Origin of the sequence: Bradyrhizobium sp. USDA 4538 (assembly GCF_024171045.1) — a bacterium.
GTDB classification, from domain to species: domain Bacteria; phylum Pseudomonadota; class Alphaproteobacteria; order Rhizobiales; family Xanthobacteraceae; genus Bradyrhizobium; species Bradyrhizobium australafricanum.
Map to the genome: position 1 here is coordinate 5372240 of NZ_JALJZE010000001.1, position 19525 is coordinate 5391764.

At 66.2% G+C, this 19525-nt stretch carries 19 protein-coding genes; 7 read left to right on the top strand and 12 right to left on the bottom strand.

The window, feature by feature from the left end:
• Nucleotides 1-110: 110 nt before the first annotated feature.
• The 5 genes from J2R78_RS24290 to J2R78_RS24310 all read right to left on the bottom strand — a co-directional run bounded on the left by J2R78_RS24290 (nt 111) and on the right by J2R78_RS24310 (nt 7637).
• The gene (locus tag J2R78_RS24290; protein ID WP_253607123.1) at nt 111-533 is read right to left on the bottom strand and encodes a DUF2946 family protein; all 423 of its coding nucleotides are present in this window, start codon (nt 531-533) and stop codon (nt 111-113) included.
• Nucleotides 534-697: 164 nt separating this feature from the next.
• Nucleotides 698-2761 carry a hypothetical protein gene (locus J2R78_RS24295; protein WP_253607124.1) on the bottom strand — a complete coding sequence of 688 codons (2064 nt, stop codon included), beginning with the start codon at nt 2759-2761 and terminating at the stop codon, nt 698-700.
• Between the two features lie 120 nt (nt 2762-2881).
• On the bottom strand, nt 2882-5692 hold the full coding sequence (locus J2R78_RS24300; RefSeq protein WP_253609896.1) for a DUF4159 domain-containing protein: 2811 nt from the start codon (nt 5690-5692) through the stop codon (nt 2882-2884).
• Nucleotides 5692-6633: a DUF58 domain-containing protein gene (locus J2R78_RS24305; RefSeq protein WP_253607125.1), complete on the bottom strand. Its 942-nt coding sequence runs from the start codon at nt 6631-6633 to the stop codon at nt 5692-5694. The genes J2R78_RS24300 and J2R78_RS24305 overlap by 1 nt, the downstream gene beginning before the upstream one ends.
• Entirely contained in the window at nt 6633-7637 is a 1005-nt protein-coding gene (locus J2R78_RS24310; protein WP_038386028.1) for a MoxR family ATPase, read from the bottom strand. The genes J2R78_RS24305 and J2R78_RS24310 overlap by 1 nt, the downstream gene beginning before the upstream one ends.
• Nucleotides 7638-7878: 241 nt before the next feature.
• On the opposite strand from J2R78_RS24310, the gene J2R78_RS24315 reads away from it, so the two are divergent.
• From J2R78_RS24315 to J2R78_RS24330, 4 genes are read left to right on the top strand one after another with little or no spacing between them, the layout of a single operon-like run.
• Nucleotides 7879-8520, top strand: coding sequence for a DUF1285 domain-containing protein (locus tag J2R78_RS24315; RefSeq protein WP_016839726.1), 642 nt, complete (start codon nt 7879-7881; stop codon nt 8518-8520).
• Nucleotides 8521-8552: 32 nt separating this feature from the next.
• A complete protein-coding gene (locus J2R78_RS24320) occupies nt 8553-9188 on the top strand; it encodes a CoA pyrophosphatase (RefSeq protein WP_371852161.1) in 636 nt (211 codons plus the stop codon).
• Complete coding sequence (locus tag J2R78_RS24325; RefSeq protein ID WP_253607126.1) at nt 9185-9448, top strand: DUF6111 family protein; 264 nt, start codon at nt 9185-9187, stop codon at nt 9446-9448. Before J2R78_RS24320 ends, J2R78_RS24325 begins: the two co-directional genes overlap by 4 nt.
• The gene (locus J2R78_RS24330; RefSeq protein WP_253607127.1) at nt 9445-10701 is read left to right on the top strand and encodes a CCA tRNA nucleotidyltransferase; all 1257 of its coding nucleotides are present in this window, start codon (nt 9445-9447) and stop codon (nt 10699-10701) included. The genes J2R78_RS24325 and J2R78_RS24330 overlap by 4 nt, the downstream gene beginning before the upstream one ends.
• A gap of 155 nt (nt 10702-10856) precedes the next feature.
• On the opposite strand, the gene J2R78_RS24335 is transcribed toward J2R78_RS24330, so the two are convergent.
• The 6 genes from J2R78_RS24335 to J2R78_RS24360 all read right to left on the bottom strand — a co-directional run bounded on the left by J2R78_RS24335 (nt 10857) and on the right by J2R78_RS24360 (nt 14383).
• Nucleotides 10857-11105: a DUF2158 domain-containing protein gene (locus J2R78_RS24335; RefSeq protein ID WP_225647785.1), complete on the bottom strand. Its 249-nt coding sequence runs from the start codon at nt 11103-11105 to the stop codon at nt 10857-10859.
• A gap of 141 nt (nt 11106-11246) precedes the next feature.
• On the bottom strand, nt 11247-11987 hold the full coding sequence (locus tag J2R78_RS24340) for an HAD family hydrolase (RefSeq protein WP_253607128.1): 741 nt from the start codon (nt 11985-11987) through the stop codon (nt 11247-11249).
• Nucleotides 11978-12874 carry an oxygen-dependent coproporphyrinogen oxidase gene (gene hemF / locus J2R78_RS24345; RefSeq protein ID WP_200844447.1) on the bottom strand — a complete coding sequence of 299 codons (897 nt, stop codon included), beginning with the start codon at nt 12872-12874 and terminating at the stop codon, nt 11978-11980. Before hemF ends, J2R78_RS24340 begins: the two co-directional genes overlap by 10 nt.
• A 2-nt stretch (nt 12875-12876) precedes the next feature.
• Nucleotides 12877-13242 carry a 6-carboxytetrahydropterin synthase gene (locus tag J2R78_RS24350; RefSeq protein WP_057016983.1) on the bottom strand — a complete coding sequence of 122 codons (366 nt, stop codon included), beginning with the start codon at nt 13240-13242 and terminating at the stop codon, nt 12877-12879.
• Nucleotides 13243-13269: 27 nt separating this feature from the next.
• On the bottom strand, nt 13270-13902 hold the full coding sequence (queE, locus tag J2R78_RS24355; RefSeq protein ID WP_092085949.1) for a 7-carboxy-7-deazaguanine synthase: 633 nt from the start codon (nt 13900-13902) through the stop codon (nt 13270-13272).
• A 10-nt stretch (nt 13903-13912) separates the two neighbouring features.
• On the bottom strand, nt 13913-14383 hold the full coding sequence (locus J2R78_RS24360) for a tRNA (cytidine(34)-2'-O)-methyltransferase (RefSeq protein ID WP_168855845.1): 471 nt from the start codon (nt 14381-14383) through the stop codon (nt 13913-13915).
• 277 nt (nt 14384-14660) lie between these two features.
• On the opposite strand from J2R78_RS24360, the gene petA reads away from it, so the two are divergent.
• The 3 genes from petA to J2R78_RS24375 all read left to right on the top strand — a co-directional run bounded on the left by petA (nt 14661) and on the right by J2R78_RS24375 (nt 18195).
• Nucleotides 14661-15191, top strand: a complete 531-nt coding sequence (gene petA, locus J2R78_RS24365) for a ubiquinol-cytochrome c reductase iron-sulfur subunit (RefSeq protein WP_016839713.1) — start codon at nt 14661-14663, stop codon at nt 15189-15191.
• 72 nt (nt 15192-15263) lie between these two features.
• Nucleotides 15264-17336 (top strand): cytochrome c1, encoded by a 2073-nt coding sequence (locus tag J2R78_RS24370; RefSeq protein WP_026193258.1) that lies wholly within the window; start codon nt 15264-15266, stop codon nt 17334-17336.
• A 184-nt stretch (nt 17337-17520) separates the two neighbouring features.
• Nucleotides 17521-18195 (top strand): dienelactone hydrolase family protein, encoded by a 675-nt coding sequence (locus J2R78_RS24375; RefSeq protein ID WP_026193257.1) that lies wholly within the window; start codon nt 17521-17523, stop codon nt 18193-18195.
• 167 nt (nt 18196-18362) lie between these two features.
• Here J2R78_RS24375 and J2R78_RS24380 read toward each other — a convergent pair whose 3' ends face one another.
• Nucleotides 18363-19358: a VOC family protein gene (locus J2R78_RS24380; protein ID WP_225647783.1), complete on the bottom strand. Its 996-nt coding sequence runs from the start codon at nt 19356-19358 to the stop codon at nt 18363-18365.
• Between the last annotated feature and the right edge of the window lie 167 nt (nt 19359-19525).

The following is a 19525-nucleotide window of genomic DNA, read 5'->3' on the forward strand; positions in this document are numbered from 1 at the left end:
CCAAGTCCCGATCCAGGCCCGTCGAAATGACGGATCGATCCCGATTTGTCCCGCTGGAGCAGGCCGCATGTGACGGCCGTCCGCTCAGGGCGTGCAGCAATCAGTCGATGTCAGGACAGGGGAGGTGCGCGGGAGCGGAAGGCCGCCGGCGCCGATTTCAGATGGACGAATTCGGCATTGGTGGTACGGAACAGAAGCTCGATGGCTTCCGGCAGCAACAGCACCGGCGGCGCCGTGAACAGCATGCTGCTCGCGAGCGAGATGACGGCGCAGATCGCGCAATTGTCGGCCGGATGCCGGTCGTTGTCGGGATTGGCGGGCTGTGGCGTCCCGGTCACCTGGACCGCGAGGTCCGGCGTCGCCGAGGTCCCGATATAGGCGAGATCGACCAGCGACAGCCCGGTCTGGACCGCGGGCGCCGCTTGCGCAGCCGCGATCGGATGGAAATGCCCGAACGACAGCATGAACTGGACGGCGAGCGCGAACAGCGCCAGCCGCGAGCCAGTCTTGATGTGTCGCCGGAACCACTGCATGCCTGATGACGCCCGCCCAATCGGGAGCGCATCAACATCCCAGCGCCCCGATGTTACATTATAACATCGGATGGCATGCGCGATGTCAACCGGCGTTCAGACAAACCGTATCGATGCATTGCCTGTGTGTGCTTGATGCAACGCAGACGTGAGCCCGGCCGGGCTCAGCGTCCCTCGCGCAGCCATGTTGCCGCGAATGCGCCGAGCAACAGCAGCAGGCCGACCAGGCCGGCGAACATCGGCAGCACGCCGACACCCTTGACGACGCTGGCGTCGCGCATCTTGACGCCGAGCCAGCCGTCGCCGCGGAAGATCGAGGAGGAGCGCACCGGCACGACGCGCGGCATGTCGAGGCTCGAACCGTCGACGATGCGCCGGGCGTCGCCGCCGGTTGCCTGCGCCAGCGGCTTCAGCATGTCGGTGGTCGAGGTGACCTCCGAGAATTCCTTTGGGTTGGTCGGGCCGACATTGATTAGCGCCTTCAGCGCGCCGTCGGTGGCCTGCCACAGGCCGAGTTCGTTGGCGGGCAGCGTCGCGCGCCACTCGCCGGGATCGCCGGCGGTGAGCGTCAGTTCATGCGTGGTGCCGCTCGGCGACGTCACGGTGACCGGCGACACGGTGTCGGCCATGGTCTGGCGGACCACCATGAGATCCTTGCCCTGCACCTGCATGCGCAGCGCCTCTTCATCGAGGTCGGGCTGCTTCATCAGCCAGTGCGACACCCGCCGCAACAAATCGAGATGCGGGCCGCCGCCCTCGTAGCCGCGCGCCCACAGCCAGATGTGGTCGGAGAGCAGCAGCGCGACGCGGCCTTCGCCGAAGCGCGACAGCAGCAGCAGCGGCTTGCCGTCGGCGCCGGTCATGACCGGCGGATTGATCGCGTTGCGGGTATCGACGGTGCGGAAGAACCGGCTCCAATGCGGCGGCTCGGCATTCGAGCCTTCCAGCCCGCGCGTCACCGGATGGCGCTTACCGGCATCGCTCAGATGCGCGTAGAACGGCTTCTCGGTCACGCCGACCGGTTCGGCCGGCAGCACGGAGTCCAGCGGCGTGCGCCAGATGCTGGTGGTCGAGGCGTAGTCGGGACCGGCGGACACCAGCACCGCGCCGCCGGCGCGGACATAGCGCGCGATGTTGTCGAAATAGGCGATCGGCAGCACGCCCTGGCGGGCGTAGCGGTCGAAGATGATCAGCTGGAATTCGTTGATCTTCTGCTGGAACAGCTCGCGGGTCGGAAATGCGATCAGCGACAGCTCGTTGATCGGCGTGCCGTCCTGCTTCTCCGGCGGCCGCAGAATGGTGAAGTGCACGAGATCGACGCTGGGGTCGGACTTCAAGAGGTTGCGCCACGTGCGTTCGCCGGAATGCGGCTCGCCGGAAACCAGCAGCACGCGCAGCTTGTCGCGCACGCCGTCGATCGCGACCACGGCGCGGTTGTTGACCGGCGTCAGCTCGTTCTCGAGCGGCGAGGCCTCGATCTCGACGATATTGGGCCCGGCGTGCTTGATGTCGATGTCGACGCTCGAGGTCTGGCCGCTGGTCAGCGTGCGCTCGTTGATCACTTCGCCGTCGCGGCGGATCGTGACCTTGGCGCGCTCGCCGGTGACGCCCTGGTCGTCGAGCCGGAAGGTGATGGTCTGGGTTTGGCCGACGATGCCGAAGCGCGGCGCGGCGGTGATCGCGATGCGGCGGTCGCGCTCGTCCTTGCGGCCGGTGATCAGCGCGTGCACCGGCGCCTGGAAGCCGAGCGCCTGGGCGTTGGCGGGAATGTCATGCACGCGGCCATCGGTGATCATGAAGGCGCCGGCGACGCGCTCGACCGGAACGTCCGACAGCGCCGACGTCAGCGCCCCGAACAGCTTCGTTCCGTCGGTCTCGCCATCGGCCTGACCGGCCTCGACGACGCGGACCTCGAGGCCCTTGATCTGCTTCAGGCTGTCGACCAGCGCCTGCCGCGCCTTGTCGGTCTCCTGGTTGCGCGTGCCGAAATTCTGGCTCGGGCTCTTGTCGACCACGACGGCAGCGACCGAGGACAGCGGCTCGCGGTCCTCGCGGGTGAAGGAGGGATTGGCCAGTGCCAGCAGGATCAGCGCCAGCGCCGCGACCCGCACCGCGGCGCCCCGCGCGCGCGACACCAGGAGCAGCACGGCAATGACGACGATCGCGCCGAGCGCGAGCCACAGCACGAGCGAAGGAACCAGCGGTGTGAACGCGATGCCGTAGTTCATGACGTCACTCCGTCATTCCGGGGCGATGCGAAAGCATCGAACCCGGAATCTCGAGATTCCGGGTCTGGTCCTTCGGACCATCCCGGAATGACGGTGTTGGCAGCTGAAGCACTTGCATCTCTATTGTCCCAGCCGCTCGATCAAGGCAGGCGCGTGCACCTGGTCGGCCTTGTAGTTGCCGGTCAGCGTGTACATCACGATGTTGACGCCGGCGCGGAAGGCGAATTCGCGCTGGCGCGGTTCGCCCGGCGTCAGCGGCAGCATCGGCTGGCCGTCGGGGCGGATCGCCCAGGCGCCGGCGAGGTCGTTCGACGTGATGATGATCGGCGAGACGCCGTCGCCGCCGCGCGCCGGGCGCTGCGCAGCCTCGTCGTCGTCTTCGCGCGGCAGCGCCTCGACCCAGGTCTGGCCGGAATTGAAGCGGCCGGGGAAGTCGCGCAGCAGATAGAACGTCTTGGTCAGCACGTGCTCGCGCGGCACCGGCTCGAGCTCGGGCACGTCGAGGGTCGACAGCAATTCGCGCAGCGTCTGCATGCCGGGCGTTTGCGATGAGCCGTTGTCCCCCGGCGGCGCTTCGACGGCGTCACGGGTATCGAAGATGACGGTGCCGCCCTGCTTCATGTAGGCGTCGATCTTGTTGATGGCGTCCTGCGGCGGCTTCGGCGCGCCCGGCACGATCGGCCAGTAGATCAGGGGGAAGAACGCCAGCTCGTCGCGCGCGGGATCGATGCCGACGGGATCGCCGGCTTCCAGCGCGGTGCGCTGTCCGAGGAACAGCGTCAGTCCGGACATCCCCGCCTTGACGATGGAATCGACGTCGGCATTGCCGGTCACGACGTAGGCCAGCCGCGTCTGCGACACCGCCTTGATGGCGAAGTCGTCGCTGCTGGCGTTCTGCGCGCGGCTCGGCGAGGGCACCATCGTGGTCGCAAGGATGAAGGCCAACGCGAGCACGGCCGGTGCCGCGCGCCGCCGGATCAGCGCGGCAAGGCCGCCGCCGAGCATGGCCACCACGATCGCATCGAGCAGGAACAGCGCCAGCGCCGTCGACAGCATGATGCCGCGCAAATCGCGCGGCTCGGCGTTGGTGTAGCTCGCACGCGTCGCGCGCAGGGCCGAGGTGTCGAGCGGCGCGATGCGATCGGCGGAGGCGAGCGTGTTGACCGCGATCGGGCTCTCGGCAGTGCCGTAGAAGCCGGGCGGATGGTCGGCCGTGCCGCGATCGCGATAGTCCGCCGACATCGGCTTGGCGCTCGAGGGCGGCGGGCCGAAGATGCCGAAGCCGTCGAGTGTGCGCAGCGGCGCAACCGTCTCGGCATTGGGATCGCTGGCGACGCCGGGGCCGGGCTTCGAGGTATAGCCGGACATGTCGATCAGCCGGCGCAGCATCTCGACGAAGGTGCCGGACATCGGCAGATCCGACCAGCGCATGTCGGCGCCGACATGGAACAGGCTGACCACGCCCTTGCCGCGACGCTCGCCGGTGACCAGCGGCGTGCCGTCCTCCAGCGAGGCCCAGCTCTTGGTCGAGAGCACGGCGTCGGGCTCGGCCAGCACCTGGCGGTTGACGGTGATGTCCTTCGGCACGGTGAGGCCCGAGAACGGGCCATCGGCGGCGAACGAGGCCATGTGCTGCGGCTTCTCCCAGGTCAGGCTGCCGCCGAGCGTGCGTCCGCCGCGGCGGAGCTTGACGGGAACGAGGTCGTCATCGGCCTGGGCGAGGCGCGGACCTGCGAAGCGCACCAGCACGCCGCCCTGCTCGATCCAGGCATTGAGCCGGTCGCGGATCTCCGGCGATAGCGTGCCGACGTCGGCCATCACGATCATCGGCAGCCGCTGGTCGAGGAATTGCCCGATCACCTGCTGCGGCGCGCCGCGATCGCCGAGCCTGACATCGGCGAATGGCGACAGCGCGCGCGAGAGATAGAAGGTCGACGCCAACAGTGGCTGCGCGGTGTCGTTACTCGCACCCGAGACCACGCCGATGGCGCGGCGGCGCCAGCGTCGGTCGAGCAGCTGCACGGCGCCGGCCGAATGCTCGCCGGAGATTTCGAGCCGCGCGATGTCGTTACGCAATTCGACCGGAAGATCGAAGGCGGCTTCGGTCTCGCGATCCTGCGGGCCGAATGTGTAGCGCGCCTCGCCGATCGGCGAGCCCTTGGCGTCGACCGCGCGCACCGTTCCCGCCGCGATGCCGCTCTCGGTGCGCAGCACCTTCACCGTCATCTTGGCGGCGGCGTTCTCGGCCGCGACCAATGCCTGCGCCGACTGCGCTCCGCCCGCATAGATCGTCAGATTGCGGCTCTCGATCACCTTGCCGAGCCCCTCGGTGAATTCGCTGCCGCGTCCGGTGTCGACGCCGTCGGACAGCCAGGCGATGTCGCAGTCGCCGGTCGATTTGAGGAAACGTCCAAGAGCGCCGAGGGTTTCAACCCGATCGACCGAGTAGGGCTTCGGCGCGAGCTGGCGCAGCGCGACGCGCGCGGCGCCGGCCGGCATCAGCGTAATGTCGCGCGCGGGCTCGGACAGCGGCACCAGCGCGACGCCGCGGCGGTCGCTGTCGGCGTTGGCGATCAGTTCGTCCGCGGCCCTGATCCGCGCGTCCCAGCTCGAGGCCGCGCTCCAGCCGTCGTCGAGCAGGATCACCAGCGGCAATTTACCGGCGGCAACGCCGGTCTGCGGATTCCAGATCGGGCCGGCAGCGGCGAAGATGACGAGCGCGGCGGCGGCGAGCCGCAGCAGCGTCAGCCACCACGGCGTGCGCGACGGCGTCTCCTCCTTGGGCGCGATGTCGAACAACAGCCGCGTCGGTGGGAATTCGATCCGGCGCGGCCGCGGCGGCATCACGCGCAACAGCCACCACAGCGCCGGCAGGCTGACCAGCCCCAGCAGCAGCAGCGGTTCGGCGAAGGAGAGGGGGAGGCCTGCGATCATGCGCTGCGTCCCGCCTTGACTATTGAGCGGCCACCGCCCTTGCTCACCATCATGCCGGCATGCAGGAACAGCAGCAGCTCGGCCGCGGAGCGGCTGGTGGTGTGGGTCGAGAACAGCCAGTCGAGCCGATTGGTCTCGCCGCGGATCTGGTCGCGATGCAGCGCGACCCGGGCGACATAATCGCTCGCCCAGCTCTCGGCGCGGCCCGCGGTGATGACGCTGCCGATCTCCGGCTCGACGAATTCGACGCGGCCGGAATAGGGGAAGGTCTCTTCGGCGGGATCGACGACCTGGATCAGGGTGCCGTGCGCGCCGGAGGAGGAAAGCCCGGCCAGCATCGCCGTGATCTCCATGATCGGCGACCAGAAATCCGACAACACGACGACTTCGGCCAGCGACGATGGCACGAAGGACGGCGGCAGGCTCGCGCGCGTCTTCTCGTCGTGCAACATCGCTTCCGCCATCTTGTCGATCACGTTGAGGCTTGCGGTCGGGTTCAGCAGGCCGGGAATGCCGACGCGTTCTCCGCCCGCAACGAGCAACTCTGCGAGCGCGAAGGCTACGATCAGTCCGCGCTCCAGCTTGCTGTCGCGCGCCTCGCGCGAGGCAAAGGCCATTGACGGCGAGCGGTCGGGCCAGATCCACACCGTGTGCGCGGCTTCCCACTCCTGCTCGCGGACATAGAGATGGTCGTCGCGTGCCGAGCGGCGCCAGTCGACGCGCTGCGACGGCTCGCCGGAGACGAAGCGGCGGTATTGCCAGAAATTCTCGCCCGAGCCGGCGCGGCGGCGGCCGTGCAGGCCATGGATGACGTTGGCAGCGACACGGCGGGCCTCAAGCACCAGACGCGGCAGCGATGCGGCGAGCGTTCGGCTTTCGCCATCGGCACGTCGAACCGCAAGGATCTCCTCGTTCTGGTGCCTGTTGTCTGCGGCCATCAACCGATCCGGGTCTTCAGTTGCTTGATCACGTCGGGAATGGTGCGACCCTCGGCGCGCGCCGAGAAGGTCAGCGCCATGCGGTGCTTGAGCACGGGCTCGGCGAGATCGAGCACGTCGTCGATCGACGGCGCGAGTCTCCCGTCGAGCAATGCACGGGCGCGCACCGCGAGCATCAAGGCTTGGCTGGCGCGCGGACCCGGGCCCCATGCGATCAGCTTGCCGGCCTCGCCGCCCTCGGTGCCGGGACGCGCGGCGCGGACCAGCGTCAGGATCGCCTCGACCACGGAATCACCGACCGGCAGGCGCCGCACCAGGCGTTGCGCGGTGAGCAGCGTCTCCGCGTCCATCGACGGCTTGGCCGCTGCCTCTTCGGCGCCGGTGGTTTCGAACAGGATGCGCCGCTCGGCGTCGCGATCGGGATAGTCGACGTCGATTTCCATCAGGAAGCGGTCGAGCTGCGCCTCGGGCAGCGGATAGGTGCCTTCCTGCTCGAGCGGGTTCTGCGTCGCGAGCACGTGGAACGGCTTTGGCAAATCATGCCGCGCGCCGGCAATGGTGATGTGCTGCTCCTGCATGGCTTGCAGCAACGCCGACTGGGTGCGCGGGCTGGCGCGGTTGATCTCGTCGGCCATCAGCAGCTGCGCGAACACGGGACCTGCGATGAAGCGGAACGAACGCTTGCCCGCCGAGCTCTCGTCGAGCACTTCGGCGCCGAGAATGTCCGACGGCATCAGGTCGGGGGTGAACTGAATGCGCTTGGCATCGAGGCCGAGCGTGACGCCGAGGGTCTCGACCAGCTTTGTCTTGGCGAGGCCGGGCACGCCGATCAACAGCGCGTGGCCGCCGGACAGGATCGTCACCAGGGTGTTTTCGATCACCTGCTCCTGGCCGAAGATGACGGTGGAGACCGCTTCCTTGGCGGCCTTGATCTGGCCCGCGACCTGCTCGGCCGAACGGACGATCACATCCTCCAGTTTCTCGACGCTGTCTGCACCAGCCATTCGATCCGCTCCTTTTTGACGATGCGCGCACATCGGCGCGTCGTCATCATCTGTCGTCATCTCGGCCCTCATGCTAAACCTGAGCGAAGGCCATGTATTCGTTGAATTAAACTATCCCCACCTTATCGGTGTTTCAGGGTATGAACGGCATCACGATGTGGCGAGAATGACATCCCGACCACATCTCAGGATATGTGCACCAAACGTGCCAGATTGAAGGTAGGAAACCTTAAGGCAAACAATGGCGAAGCAAGGGCAGAGCGATTCCGGCAGGGAAACTACGGGCCTCGGAAGCAAGGGTCTCGAAGGGCTCACCACGGCCGCCAATCAAGCTGCGACATCGGGTCCGGCCGGACGCAAGGGCCTGCCGCCGGTTCACCTGTGGAATCCGCCATTCTGCGGCGATCTCGACATGCGAATCGCGCCTGACGGCACCTGGTTCTACATGGGAACGCCGATCGGCCGCCCCGCGCTGGTGCGGCTGTTCTCCACGATTCTGAAGCGCGAGGACGGCAAGCACTTTCTCGTGACACCGGTGGAGAAGGTCGGCATCCGCGTCGATGACGCGCCGTTCCTTGCCGTGGAAATGCAGACCGGGGAGGACGCGCGCGGCCGCCTGCTCAGGTTCCGCACCAATGTCGACGATTGGGTCGATTGCGAAAAAGGCCACGGCCTCAGATTCGAGGCGGCCGAGGATGGCGGATTGACGCCCTATCTGCATGTCCGCGCCGATTTGTGGGCCAAGGTCACCCGCGCGCTCTATTACGATCTGGTTGACATGGGCGAGCAGCGGATGGTCGATGGTCAGGAGATGTTCGGCATCGAGTCCGGCGGCGAGTTCTTCGCGATGGCCGATGCTAGTCAGGTGAGGGACGCACTTTGAACGAGCCGTTGCTGAAGGTGGAGCCGGCGACGATCAGCTCGACGGAATTCTTCGCGCGGGCCCGCACGCGGCTCACTTTCGACGTGCCGCCGGGCCTGGTCGATCCGCATATCATTCCGCGCACCGGAGATTCCGGCAACGACCGCATGCTCGAGATCGTGGCGCAGGAGCAGCCGGTGCGGCCGGCCGCGGTGCTGATCCCGGTGGTCGATCACCCCGAGCCGACCGTGCTGTTGACGCAGCGCTCGCCCAATCTGTCGAGCCATGCCGGCCAGATCTCGTTTCCCGGCGGCAAGATCGACGCCACCGACGCCTCGCCGCTCGATGCCGCGCTGCGCGAGGCCTGCGAGGAAGTCGGACTGAAGCGGGAATTCATCGACCCGGTCGGCTATCTCGACCTTTATGGCACCGCGTTCGGCTTCCGCATCCTGCCGACGGTCGCCAAGGTGAAGCCGGGATTCACGCTTGCGATCAACGAGGCGGAGGTGGTCGATGCGTTCGAGGTGCCGCTCGCCTTCCTGATGAATCCCGAGAATCATCAGATCCACACCAAGGAATTCCGCGGCATGGACCGGTCCTATTACGCGATGCCGTTCGCCGAGCGCTACATCTGGGGCGCGACCGCGGGCATCCTGCGCGTGCTGTATGAGCGGATATATCTGTCATGATCCGCACGGTATTGACCGAGATCGGAATCTTTCTGATCCCCTTCGCGGTCTATGCCATCTTCCTCATCGCGACGCGGTCCGGCGTGACGCTGCCGGCGTCATGGCCGCTCGACATGATCGCAAAGCTGACGCTGGTGGCGCTGGTGATGGTCATCGTGAGCTTCGTGCTGTTGGCCGAATTGACTGGCGCGCCGCCGAATTCGACCTACGTTCCCGCCCATATCGAGAACGGCAAGCTGGTGCCGGGAGTTGAGAAATGAGCGAGGTGCGCCTGTTGTCCGACGCGCCATGGCTCGCTTCCGGGCCCGCGGCGCGCGTGCTCGACCTGCTCAACGCCGACGGCGAGGAAGCGCGGGTGATCGGCGGGGCCGTGCGCAACGCCTTGATGCAGATTCCGCTCGCCGACATCGACATCGCCACCACGGCGCTACCGGAGGAGGTGATCCGCCGCGCCAAGCGGGCGGGCATCAAGAGCGTGCCGACCGGCATCGAGCACGGCACGGTGACCTTGGTCGTCGACAGCCAGCCCTTCGAGGTGACGACGCTGCGCGAGGATACCGAGACCTATGGCCGCAAGGCCAGGGTGGCGTTCGGTCGCGACTGGGTGCGTGACGCCGAGCGGCGCGACTTCACCATCAACGGCCTGTCGGTCGACGCTTCGGGCGTCGTGCACGATCACGTCGGCGGCCTCGCCGACATCGAGGCGAGGCGCGTGCGCTTCATCGGCGATCCCGCGCAGCGGATTGCCGAGGACTATCTGCGCATCCTGCGCTTCTTCCGTTTCCATGCCGCCTATGGCGCGGGCGAGGTCGATCGCGCCGGCTATCTCGCCTGCATCGGCGGGCGCGCCGGTTTGAGCGGCCTGTCGGCCGAGCGGATCCGCATGGAGATGCTCAAGCTCGTGGTCGCGAACGGCGCCGCAAGTGCAGTGGTCGCGATTGGTGACGGTGGTTTGCTGCAGCCGCTGTTCGGCGGCGTCGCCTATACCGGGCCATTCGCGGCGATGATCGAGATCGAGCAACTGATGAAGCTCGCGCCGAGCGCGATGCGAAGGCTCGCCGCGCTGACGGTCGCCGTGACCGAGGACGCGCGGCGTATCGCCAGCCGGCTGCGGCTCTCCAACGCCGAGGCCAAGGCGCTCGATTCGATGGGCCATCGCTGGTGGCGCTTGCCCGGCATGGACGAGGCCCATGCCAGGCGCAGGCTCTACCGGCTCGACGAGGAGCCCTATCGCGACCGGCTGCTGCTCGCCTGGGCGCGCACCGGCGCGGGCCAGGATGTCGATCAATGGCGCGCGCTCGCCACGCTGCCGGAGCGCTGGCGCGCGCCGCACTTTCCGTTGCGGGCGTCGGATTTCATCGCGCGCGGCATTGCCGAGGGACCGGCGCTCGGACATGTCCTGACCCTGGCGGAGGATGCCTGGTTGGCCGCGGACTTTCCGCTGGAGCCGAAGATACTGTCTGATATCGCCGATCAGACCGCGGCCCGTTTCACCCGCGACCATCGGCTTTGAATTTTCTCTGAGTTTTCTCTGAGTTTTCTTGCCGACGTCTCGATGCCGCCGTGGTCAGCGGCGGCACGGTGACGATCGGCTGAACGACGATCGGTCGAACGTCGCATGGAGGCGATGCTGCCGGCATCTGCCAGTCAGCATCGCGCCAACGGATCTCACGCCGCCTTGCGCTTCTTCTTGCGGTCGCCGTCGTCGTCTTCGTCCTCGTCGTCCTCTTCTTCCGCGTCGTCCTCGTCTTCGTCGTCTTCCTCTTCATCGTCCTCCGGATCGAGCTCGGTCGATTCGAGTGCGACAAGCGGCAAGGTTTCGCGAAACAGATCGCCGTCCGTACCCATCCACAGGCACGCGACCTTGTCCTCGTCGATTTCGACGACCGTGATCGGATGGCCGCCGGACTTCAGCATGACAACATCGCCTGGTTTCAGTTCCATGATTTTCCCTCCGCGCTGGATGACGCGGGCGGCAGGCTAGCGACCGGTGATGACAGCCAAATCACGGCCGGCGCCAGCTTGAATGGAATTGATGTGGAAAACGGCCGCGATGCGCTATTTGCGCGCGGCAGGAACCAGTTCGCTCAGCGAGCGGATGATGCGGTCGGGCTTGATGGTCGATCCCGGCGGCAGCCCGACACCGTGCACGTCCATCCAGATCGCGTAGATGCCAAGCCGCTGTGGCGCCACGACTTCCCACTCGAGATTGTCGCCGATCATCCAGGTGTCCGGTGCGGTGACGCCGAGCGCTTCCATCGCGTGCAGGTAGGCGCGCTCCTCCGGCTTGCCGAAGCCGTACTCGCCCTCGATCTGGATGTGATCGAAACGATGGCCGAGCGCGAAGCGCTCGACCTTGGCGCGCTGCATGTCGGCGGCGCCGTTGGTGACCAGCGCGAGCTTGATGCCGAGCGCCTTCAACGCATCGATCGCTTCATGCGCGCCGGGGAAGACGAACATCTCTTCCTCGCGATAGGCGGTGAAGCGATCGGCGATGCGGTCCGCAAGATCGTCCGGCAGCGCGCGGTGACCGGCCGCCGCAAGCGCCGCGAAGCCGCCCTTCACGGTGAGCCGCCGCGCCTCGCCAAGCTTGATCCGCCAGATCGGCTCGGCGGTCGACCAGAATTGCCGCGCGTAGGCCAATAGCGCAGTCGCGACCTGATCCGGGGGCAAGGGCGCGAGCTCCGCGGCGAACTCCGTGGTGATCGTGTTCCAGGCGATCTCGGGGCGTCCATAGGCCGACAGGATGGTGTCATCCATGTCGATCAACATCGCGCGCGGCAGGTTCATCATGGCCATTTCACCTCCGGCGGCAGCGACGACAGGATCGAATCCACATTGCCGCCGGTCTTCAGGCCGAAGATGGTGCCGCGGTCATAGAGCAGGTTGAACTCGACATAGCGGCCGCGGCGGACCAGCTGCTCGTCGCGATCCTCCGCGCTCCAGGCGGCCGCGAAATTGCGCCGCACCAGGTCGGGATAGATCTTCAGGAAGCTGCGCCCGACGTCCTGGGTGAAGGCGAGATCGGCCTCCCAGTCGCCGCTGTCGTGCCAGTCGTAGAAGATGCCGCCGATGCCGCGGGCTTCCTTGCGGTGCGGCAGGTAGAAATAGTCGTCGCACCATTTCTTGTACTTGTCGTAGTCGGCGACGCCGTTCGGTCCACTGCACGCCTCCTTCATCGCGGCGTGGAAGGCGACCGTGTCGGGGTCCTCCTGGGTGCGCCGGCGGTTCAGCACCGGCGTCAGGTCGGCGCCGCCGCCGAACCACGCCTTCGTGGTGACGACGAAGCGGGTGTTCATGTGCACGGCGGGCACGTTCGGATTGCGCAAATGCGCGATCAGCGAAATGCCCGACGCCCAAAAGCGTGGATCGTCGGCGGCACCTGGAATCTGCGCGCGGAATTCGGGGGCGAACTCGCCGTGCACGGTCGAGCAGTGCACGCCGACTTTCTCGAACAGCCGGCCCTTCATGATCGACATCACGCCGCCGCCGCCCGGCTTGCCGGTGTGGTCGGTGCGGTCCCAGGGGGTCCGCGCGAACCGGCCGGCGGCGCCGGGATAAAGCGTGGACGGGGCGTCGTCCTCGAGCTTCTCGAAGGCCGCGCAGATGTCGTTGCGCAGCGCCTCGAACCAGCCGCGCGCACGCGCCTTGCGGTCCTCGATGATGGCGGGGTCTGTTGGCAGCATGACTAACCTTGCGGGCCGAAGTATGTGCAGCTCTCGTTGCAGCTGTCGCGATGGACGCTGACGCGGCTCAGCTTGCCTGCGTGTTGCAGCCGCTCCCAGATGAAGCGCGACAGATTCTCCAGCGTCGGCACGCCGATCGCCTCGATCTTGTTGAGGAACTTATGGTCGAGCGTCTTCTGCACCTCGGCCATGGCGCGTTCGAGCAGGCCGAGATCGACCACCATACCGGTCGCGGGGTCGGGCGTGCCGCGGACGGTAACTTCGGCTCGAAACGAGTGGCCGTGAATCTCCTCGCTGGCGGTGCCAAAGGTCGTTCCGGACAGCGCGTGCGCAGCCTCGAACCGAAACGCTTTCGTCAATTCCCACATCTCGTTCAACAATCCGATTCTGTTAGTTCATCTAATGCCGAGCGACTTGTGCGTCTGCACGCTAAGGCGCCATTGCGGGTGCTTCAGGCAATAGGCGATCGCCCGCTCGGTATTCTCGATCACGTCGGGGCCGTCCATCGGCTGCAGCGAGAAGCGCTCGAAGGCGAGGCCGGCGAAATCCTCCGGTGCGTTCTCCACCTGCGGATAGACCAGTTTGAGCTCGTGCCCCTTGCGCACCACGAGCTCGGCCGCAGCCTTGGGACTAACGCAGATCCAGTCGAGACCGTCGGGCGGGGCGATGGTGCCGTTGGTCTCGATCGCGATCGCAAAGCCGTGGCCGTGCAGGGCATCGATCAAGGCCGCGTCGACCTGCAGCAGCGGCTCACCGCCGGTCAGGACCACGTAGCGGTCGGCCTCGCCTCCCGTCCACTGCGCGGCAATGGTGCCGGCCAGCTCTTCGGCGGTCGCATAGCGGCCGCCCAGCGTGCCGTCGGTGCCGACGAAATCGGTGTCGCAGAACTTGCAGACCGCGCCGGCGCGGTCCTGCTCGCGGCCGCTCCAGAGGTTGCAGCCGGCGAAGCGGCAGAACACGGAGGCGCGGCCCGCATGGGCGCCTTCGCCCTGCAGGGTGAGAAAGATCTCCTTGACCGCGTAGCTCACCAAAAATCCCTTAAGTTGCCGAACCGGCGATTCCTGAACCGGTCTGCCGCAGCGCCTCGCCGACGGCCATGGCCGCCGTGACGGCCACATTGAGCGAACGCATGGTCGGCCGGATCGGAATCACCAGCCGCGCATCCGCAGCGGCCACCACCGCGTCGGTCACCCCTGCCGTCTCGCGCCCGAACAGCAGGACATCGGAGGCCGTATACGCGAAATCAAGATAGGATTTCGCCGCCCTTGTCGTGAACAGCACCAGCCGGCATCCGGCCTCGGCCCGCCATTCCTCGAATTTCGACCATGAGTCGTGACGCTTCAACCGCACATGGTCGAGATAGTCCATACCCGCCCGGCGGAAATTCCTGTCCGAGGTGTCGAAGCCCGCTGGTTCGATGATATGGGCTGCCACGTCCAGGCAGGCGCAGAGGCGCAGAATCGTCCCTGTATTCTGGGGGATGTCGGGCTGGAACAGCGCGATCTGCATGGTGCGGGCGGCCTGTGAAATCCGGATGAAATTGTTTCAATAAAACATCGCTCGGCGCGGATTTCGTGCATTGCACGTGTGCGAGCCGATAGCGGGCTTGCGCTCGTCCGGCAAGGGTGCCAATAGAACGATTCTGGACTGCTGTTCCGCCATTTGGGGTGGGGAATAGCGGTTTTCTGCCGCCGCGGGGGCCGCGGGCGCCGGCAGCCTTTCTTGGGGCGCGTCCTGCGTCTCCAGGGCGGTTCCACCGGCTGCAGAAAAGAAAGGGCTAGGAATCGTGACGACAGCGTCTTCGGCGGACCATCCGACACGCCGTGATTTTCTCTTTGTTGCAACCGGAGCTGCCGCCGCGGTCGGCGCAGCCGCCACCGTCTGGCCGCTGGTTGCGCAGATGAACCCGGATGCCGCGACGATCGCGGCCGGCGCGCCGATCGAGGTCGATCTGACGCCGATCGCCGAGGGCCAGGACATCAAGGTCTTCTGGCGCGGCAAGCCGATCTACATCAGCCATCGCACCAAGAAGCAGATCCAGGAGGCCCAGAGCGTGGCGCTCTCGAGCCTGCCCGATCCGCAGCCCGACTCGGCCCGCGTCAAGGCCGGCCACGACCAGTGGCTGGTCGTGATCGGCATCTGCACCCATCTCGGCTGCATCCCGATCGCCCATGAAGGCAATTACGACGGCTTCTTCTGCCCCTGCCACGGCTCGCAGTACGACTCCTCCGGTCGTATCCGCCAGGGGCCGGCGCCCGCCAACCTGGCGGTGCCGCCTTACGCCTTCCTTTCCGACACCAAAATCCAGATCGGCTAAGTCCCGGCCCCTCCGGGATTTCAGCTTCCACTTGGACCCATCGCGTCGTTTTTCTTCTTCAGGATCGCATCAATGAGCGGACCATCTGATTTCCAACCGAGCAACCCCGCCTTGAAGTGGATCGAACGGCGCCTTCCGATCTTCGGCCTGATCCACTCCTCGTTCGTGGCCTATCCGACGCCGCGCAACCTGAACTACTGGTGGACCTTCGGCGCCATCCTTTCGATGATGCTGGCGCTGCAGATCCTGACCGGCGTGATCCTGGCGATGCACTACACGCCGCACGCCGACCTCGCCTTCAAGTCGGTCGAGCTGATCGTCCGCGACGTCAATTACGGCTGGCTGCTGCGCAACATGCATGCGTGCGGCGCGTCGATGTTCTTCTTCGCCGTCTACATCCATATGTTCCGCGGCCTCTATTACGGGTCGTACAAGGAGCCGCGTGAGGTGCTGTGGATCCTCGGCGTCATCATCTACCTCCTGATGATGGCGACGGGCTTCATGGGCTACGTGCTGCCGTGGGGCCAGATGAGCTTCTGGGGCGCCACCGTCATCACCAATCTGTTCTCGGCCGTGCCCTATTTCGGCGAGAGCATCGTGACCCTGCTGTGGGGCGGCTATTCGGTCGGCAACCCGACACTGAACCGCTTCTTCTCGCTGCACTATCTGCTCCCGTTCGTGATCGCCGGCGTGGTCGTGCTGCACGTCTGGGCGCTGCACGTCGCCGGTCAGAACAACCCGGCCGGCGTCGAGGCCAAGACCGAGAAGGACACCGTTGCGTTCACGCCGTATGCGACGATCAAGGACATGTTCGGCGTGTCCTGCTTCCTGATCTTCTTCGCCTGGTTCATCTTCTACATGCCGAACTATCTCGGCGACGCCGACAACTACATCCCGGCGAACCCGGGCGTGACGCCGGCGCACATCGTGCCTGAATGGTACTACCTGCCGTTCTACGCGATCCTGCGTTCGATCCCGAACAAGCTCGCCGGCGTCGTGGCGATGTTCTCGGCGATCATCATCCTGTGCTTCCTGCCCTGGCTCGACAGCGCACGGACCCGTTCGTCGAAGTATCGCCCGCTGGCCAAGCAGTTCTTCTGGATCTTCGTGGTGGTCTGCATCCTGCTCGGTTACCTCGGCTCGCAGCCGCCGGAAGGCATCTATGTGATCGCCGGCCGCATCCTGACGGTCTGCTACTTCGCCTACTTCCTGATTGTGCTGCCGCTGCTCGCCCGCATCGAGACGCCGCGTCCGGTGCCGAACTCGATCGCCGACGACGTGCTGGCGAAGAGCAAGGGCAGGGCCGCGACCGCGGCCTCTGTGATGCTCGCGATGGTCGTGGCCGGCAGCCTGCTCGTCGGCGGCACCCAGAACGCCAAGGCCGAGGAGGGTGGCAACGCGCCGCCGGCCCAGAAGTGGTCGTTCTCCGGTCCTTTCGGCACCTATGACCGTGGCTCGCTGCAGCGCGGCTTGAAGGTCTACAAGGAAGTCTGTGCCGCCTGTCACGGCCTGTCCTATGTCGCGTTCCGCAACCTCGCCGATCCCGGCGGTCCCGGCTATTCGCCGGCGCAGGCGGCGGCCTTCGCGTCCGAGTACAAGATCAAGGACGGTCCGAACGACCAGGGCGAGATGTTCGAGCGTCCGGGCCGCCCGGCGGATTACTTCCCGTCGCCGTTCCCGAACGAGCAGGCCGCGCGCGCGGCCAATGGCGGCGCGGCGCCGCCCGACCTCTCGCTGATCACCAAGGCGCGGTCCTACAAGCGCGGCTTCCCGCAGTTCGCGATCGACTTCTTCACCCAGTACCAGGAGCAGGGACCCGACTACGTCGACGCCATCCTGCAGGGCTTCGAGGACAAGGCTCCGGCGGGCGTCACGATCCCGGAGGGCTCGTACTACAACAAGTACTTCCCCGGCCACGCCATCAAGATGCCGAAGCCGCTGTCCGATGGTCAGGTGACCTTCGACGACGGCTCGCCGGCGACGGTCAAGCAGTACGCGCATGACGTCACCACGTTCCTGATGTGGGCCGCCGAGCCGCACATGGAGGAGCGCAAGCGGATCGGCATGCAGGTGTTCTTCTTCCTGGTCGTCTTCGCCTTCCTGATGTACTTCACCAAGCGCAAGGTCTGGGCCAACGCCCACTGATCTCGGGTACGGTATAGCGAGTTTGAAAAAGCCCCCTTCGGGGGCTTTTTTGTTTGCAATCTCTCCGTCATTCCGGGGTGACGCGGTAGCATCGAACCCGGAATGACAGTGTCGTCAATTGCGTCGGCCGCCGAGTGCGGACAAGATGCCGGCCAATCAGCCGGCAAACATTGCGGAGGAACTCATGGGTACCAGCATCAGCTTCAAGCGTCCGGACGGCAAGGAAGCGTCGGGCTATCTCGCCAATGCGGCGCGCGGCAACGCACCCGGCGTCGTCGTGATCCAGGAATGGTGGGGCCTGTCGGACCAGATCAAGGGCCTGTGCGACCGCTTCGCGGTGGCTGGCTTCGATGCGCTGGCGCCCGATCTCTACAAGGGCAAGGTGGTGCCGTATCACGACACCGATGCCGCGGGCAAAGAGATGAACTCGCTCGACTTCATGGACGCCACCACGCAGACGGTGCGCGGCGCCGCGCAGTATCTCGCCAAGAACGGCGCCAAGGTCGGCCTGACCGGCTTCTGTCTCGGCGGCGCGGTGACCATCATCGGCTCGGTGCATGTGCCGGAACTAACTGCGGGCGTCGTGTTCTACGGCATTCCGCCGGAGCAGGCCGCCAAGCCCGCCGACGTCAGGATTCCGCTGCAGGCGCATTTCGCCAACAAGGACGATTGGTGCACGCCGGAGCTCGTCAGCAATTTCGAGAAGGCGATGAAGGCCGCCGGCAAATCGCTCGAGCTGTTCCGCTATGACGCCGAGCACGCCTTCGTCAACGAGCAGCGCCAGTCGGTGCACGACCGCGAGGCCGCCGAACTCGCCTGGGGCCGCGCCACGGACTTCTTCAAGAAGCACCTGGGGTAAGGCGATTGCCAAAACCACCGGCGTCGTCCCGGCGAAGGCCGGGACCCATACGCCGTGGCTTTTGCAATGGGCACGCTGGCAGTCATCTCGCCAAATAACTACGCCCTGTGGTTATGGGTCTCTGCTCCCGTGCGCAATTGCGCACTAGGCAGGGACGACGGCGAGACTTAACTTTCCTTCACCCCGTCCCACCACGGGCAGGTCCCCGACATCAGCCTGAAATTGCCTTCCATCACCTGCACCGGTGCGCGCTTGCCCTCGGCGGCGGCGCGCATCCGCATCTCGCGCGCGACAGCGCGGTCCTCCGGCGACAGCCAGACCCGCTCGTGGCCCCACAGGCTTGGGCCGTCATGCATCTCGAACGGTGTCCAGTTCGCCGGATCGATCTCGCGGCCGCCCCAGCCGCACTCGACCATGAAGGCGGACGGCGACCTCGCGTAGAACGACGTCATCAGGTCGTTGGTGTGACGGCCGAGCGTGACGTTGACGCGATCTTCCTGCTGGGCGACGTCGTAGGCTTGGCCGACATCGTCGAGCGAGAACAGCTCGACCATCAGATGATGCATGCCGTTCGTGCCGGTCTCGATCAGCGCCAGCGAGTGATGGCGGGCATTGACGTGGAAGAAATAGGCGCGGAACGGTTTTTCGATGTAGTCGCTTAAGCCGAAACCGAGCACGTCGACATAGAAGCTCATCACCGGGGCGATGTGCTCGACGGTCAGCACCGCGTGGCCGAGGCCGAGCGGCCCGGTGCGGAAGCCGGAGATCGAGCGCCCCGGCCTGAACGGCGTGTCGTCGATCTCGGCGCCATGAAACGCCTCGAGACGGTTGCCGGCGGGGTCGCGAAACGAGATCAGGCCGCGTACTCGCCTCGCGTCAGCGAGCGCCTGCGGCTCAGCGGTCACGGCGACGCCGGCGCGTTCCAGCCGTGCCGCCAGCGCGTCGAGGGCCGCACGGTCAGCCACCTCCCAGCCGAAGAACCGGGTGCCTTCGCCCTGGGCGCGGTCGATCACGATGCGCTGCTTGCGGTCGTCCATCCGGAACGCGAGCAACGAGTTGCCGCGTTCGACCGCCTGCAGCCCGACGAGGCCGGTGCCGAACTGCCGCCAGTCGTCGAGCGCGTCGGAGCCGAAGCCGGCATATCCGAGACCCAAAATCGCCATCTGCGCCTCCGCCATCTGTCTGTTTTTTGGGCGGCCGGCCGGCCGCCATTTCGGCAAATGCTACGCGGTTTCTTGCCCCTTCAAACCCCGAAAATGCCGTCCAGGGGGCGTCCCGCCTTGGGGCATGGCTGCCGGGCCATCCCTTGACACGGCCCGCGCCGGGTGGT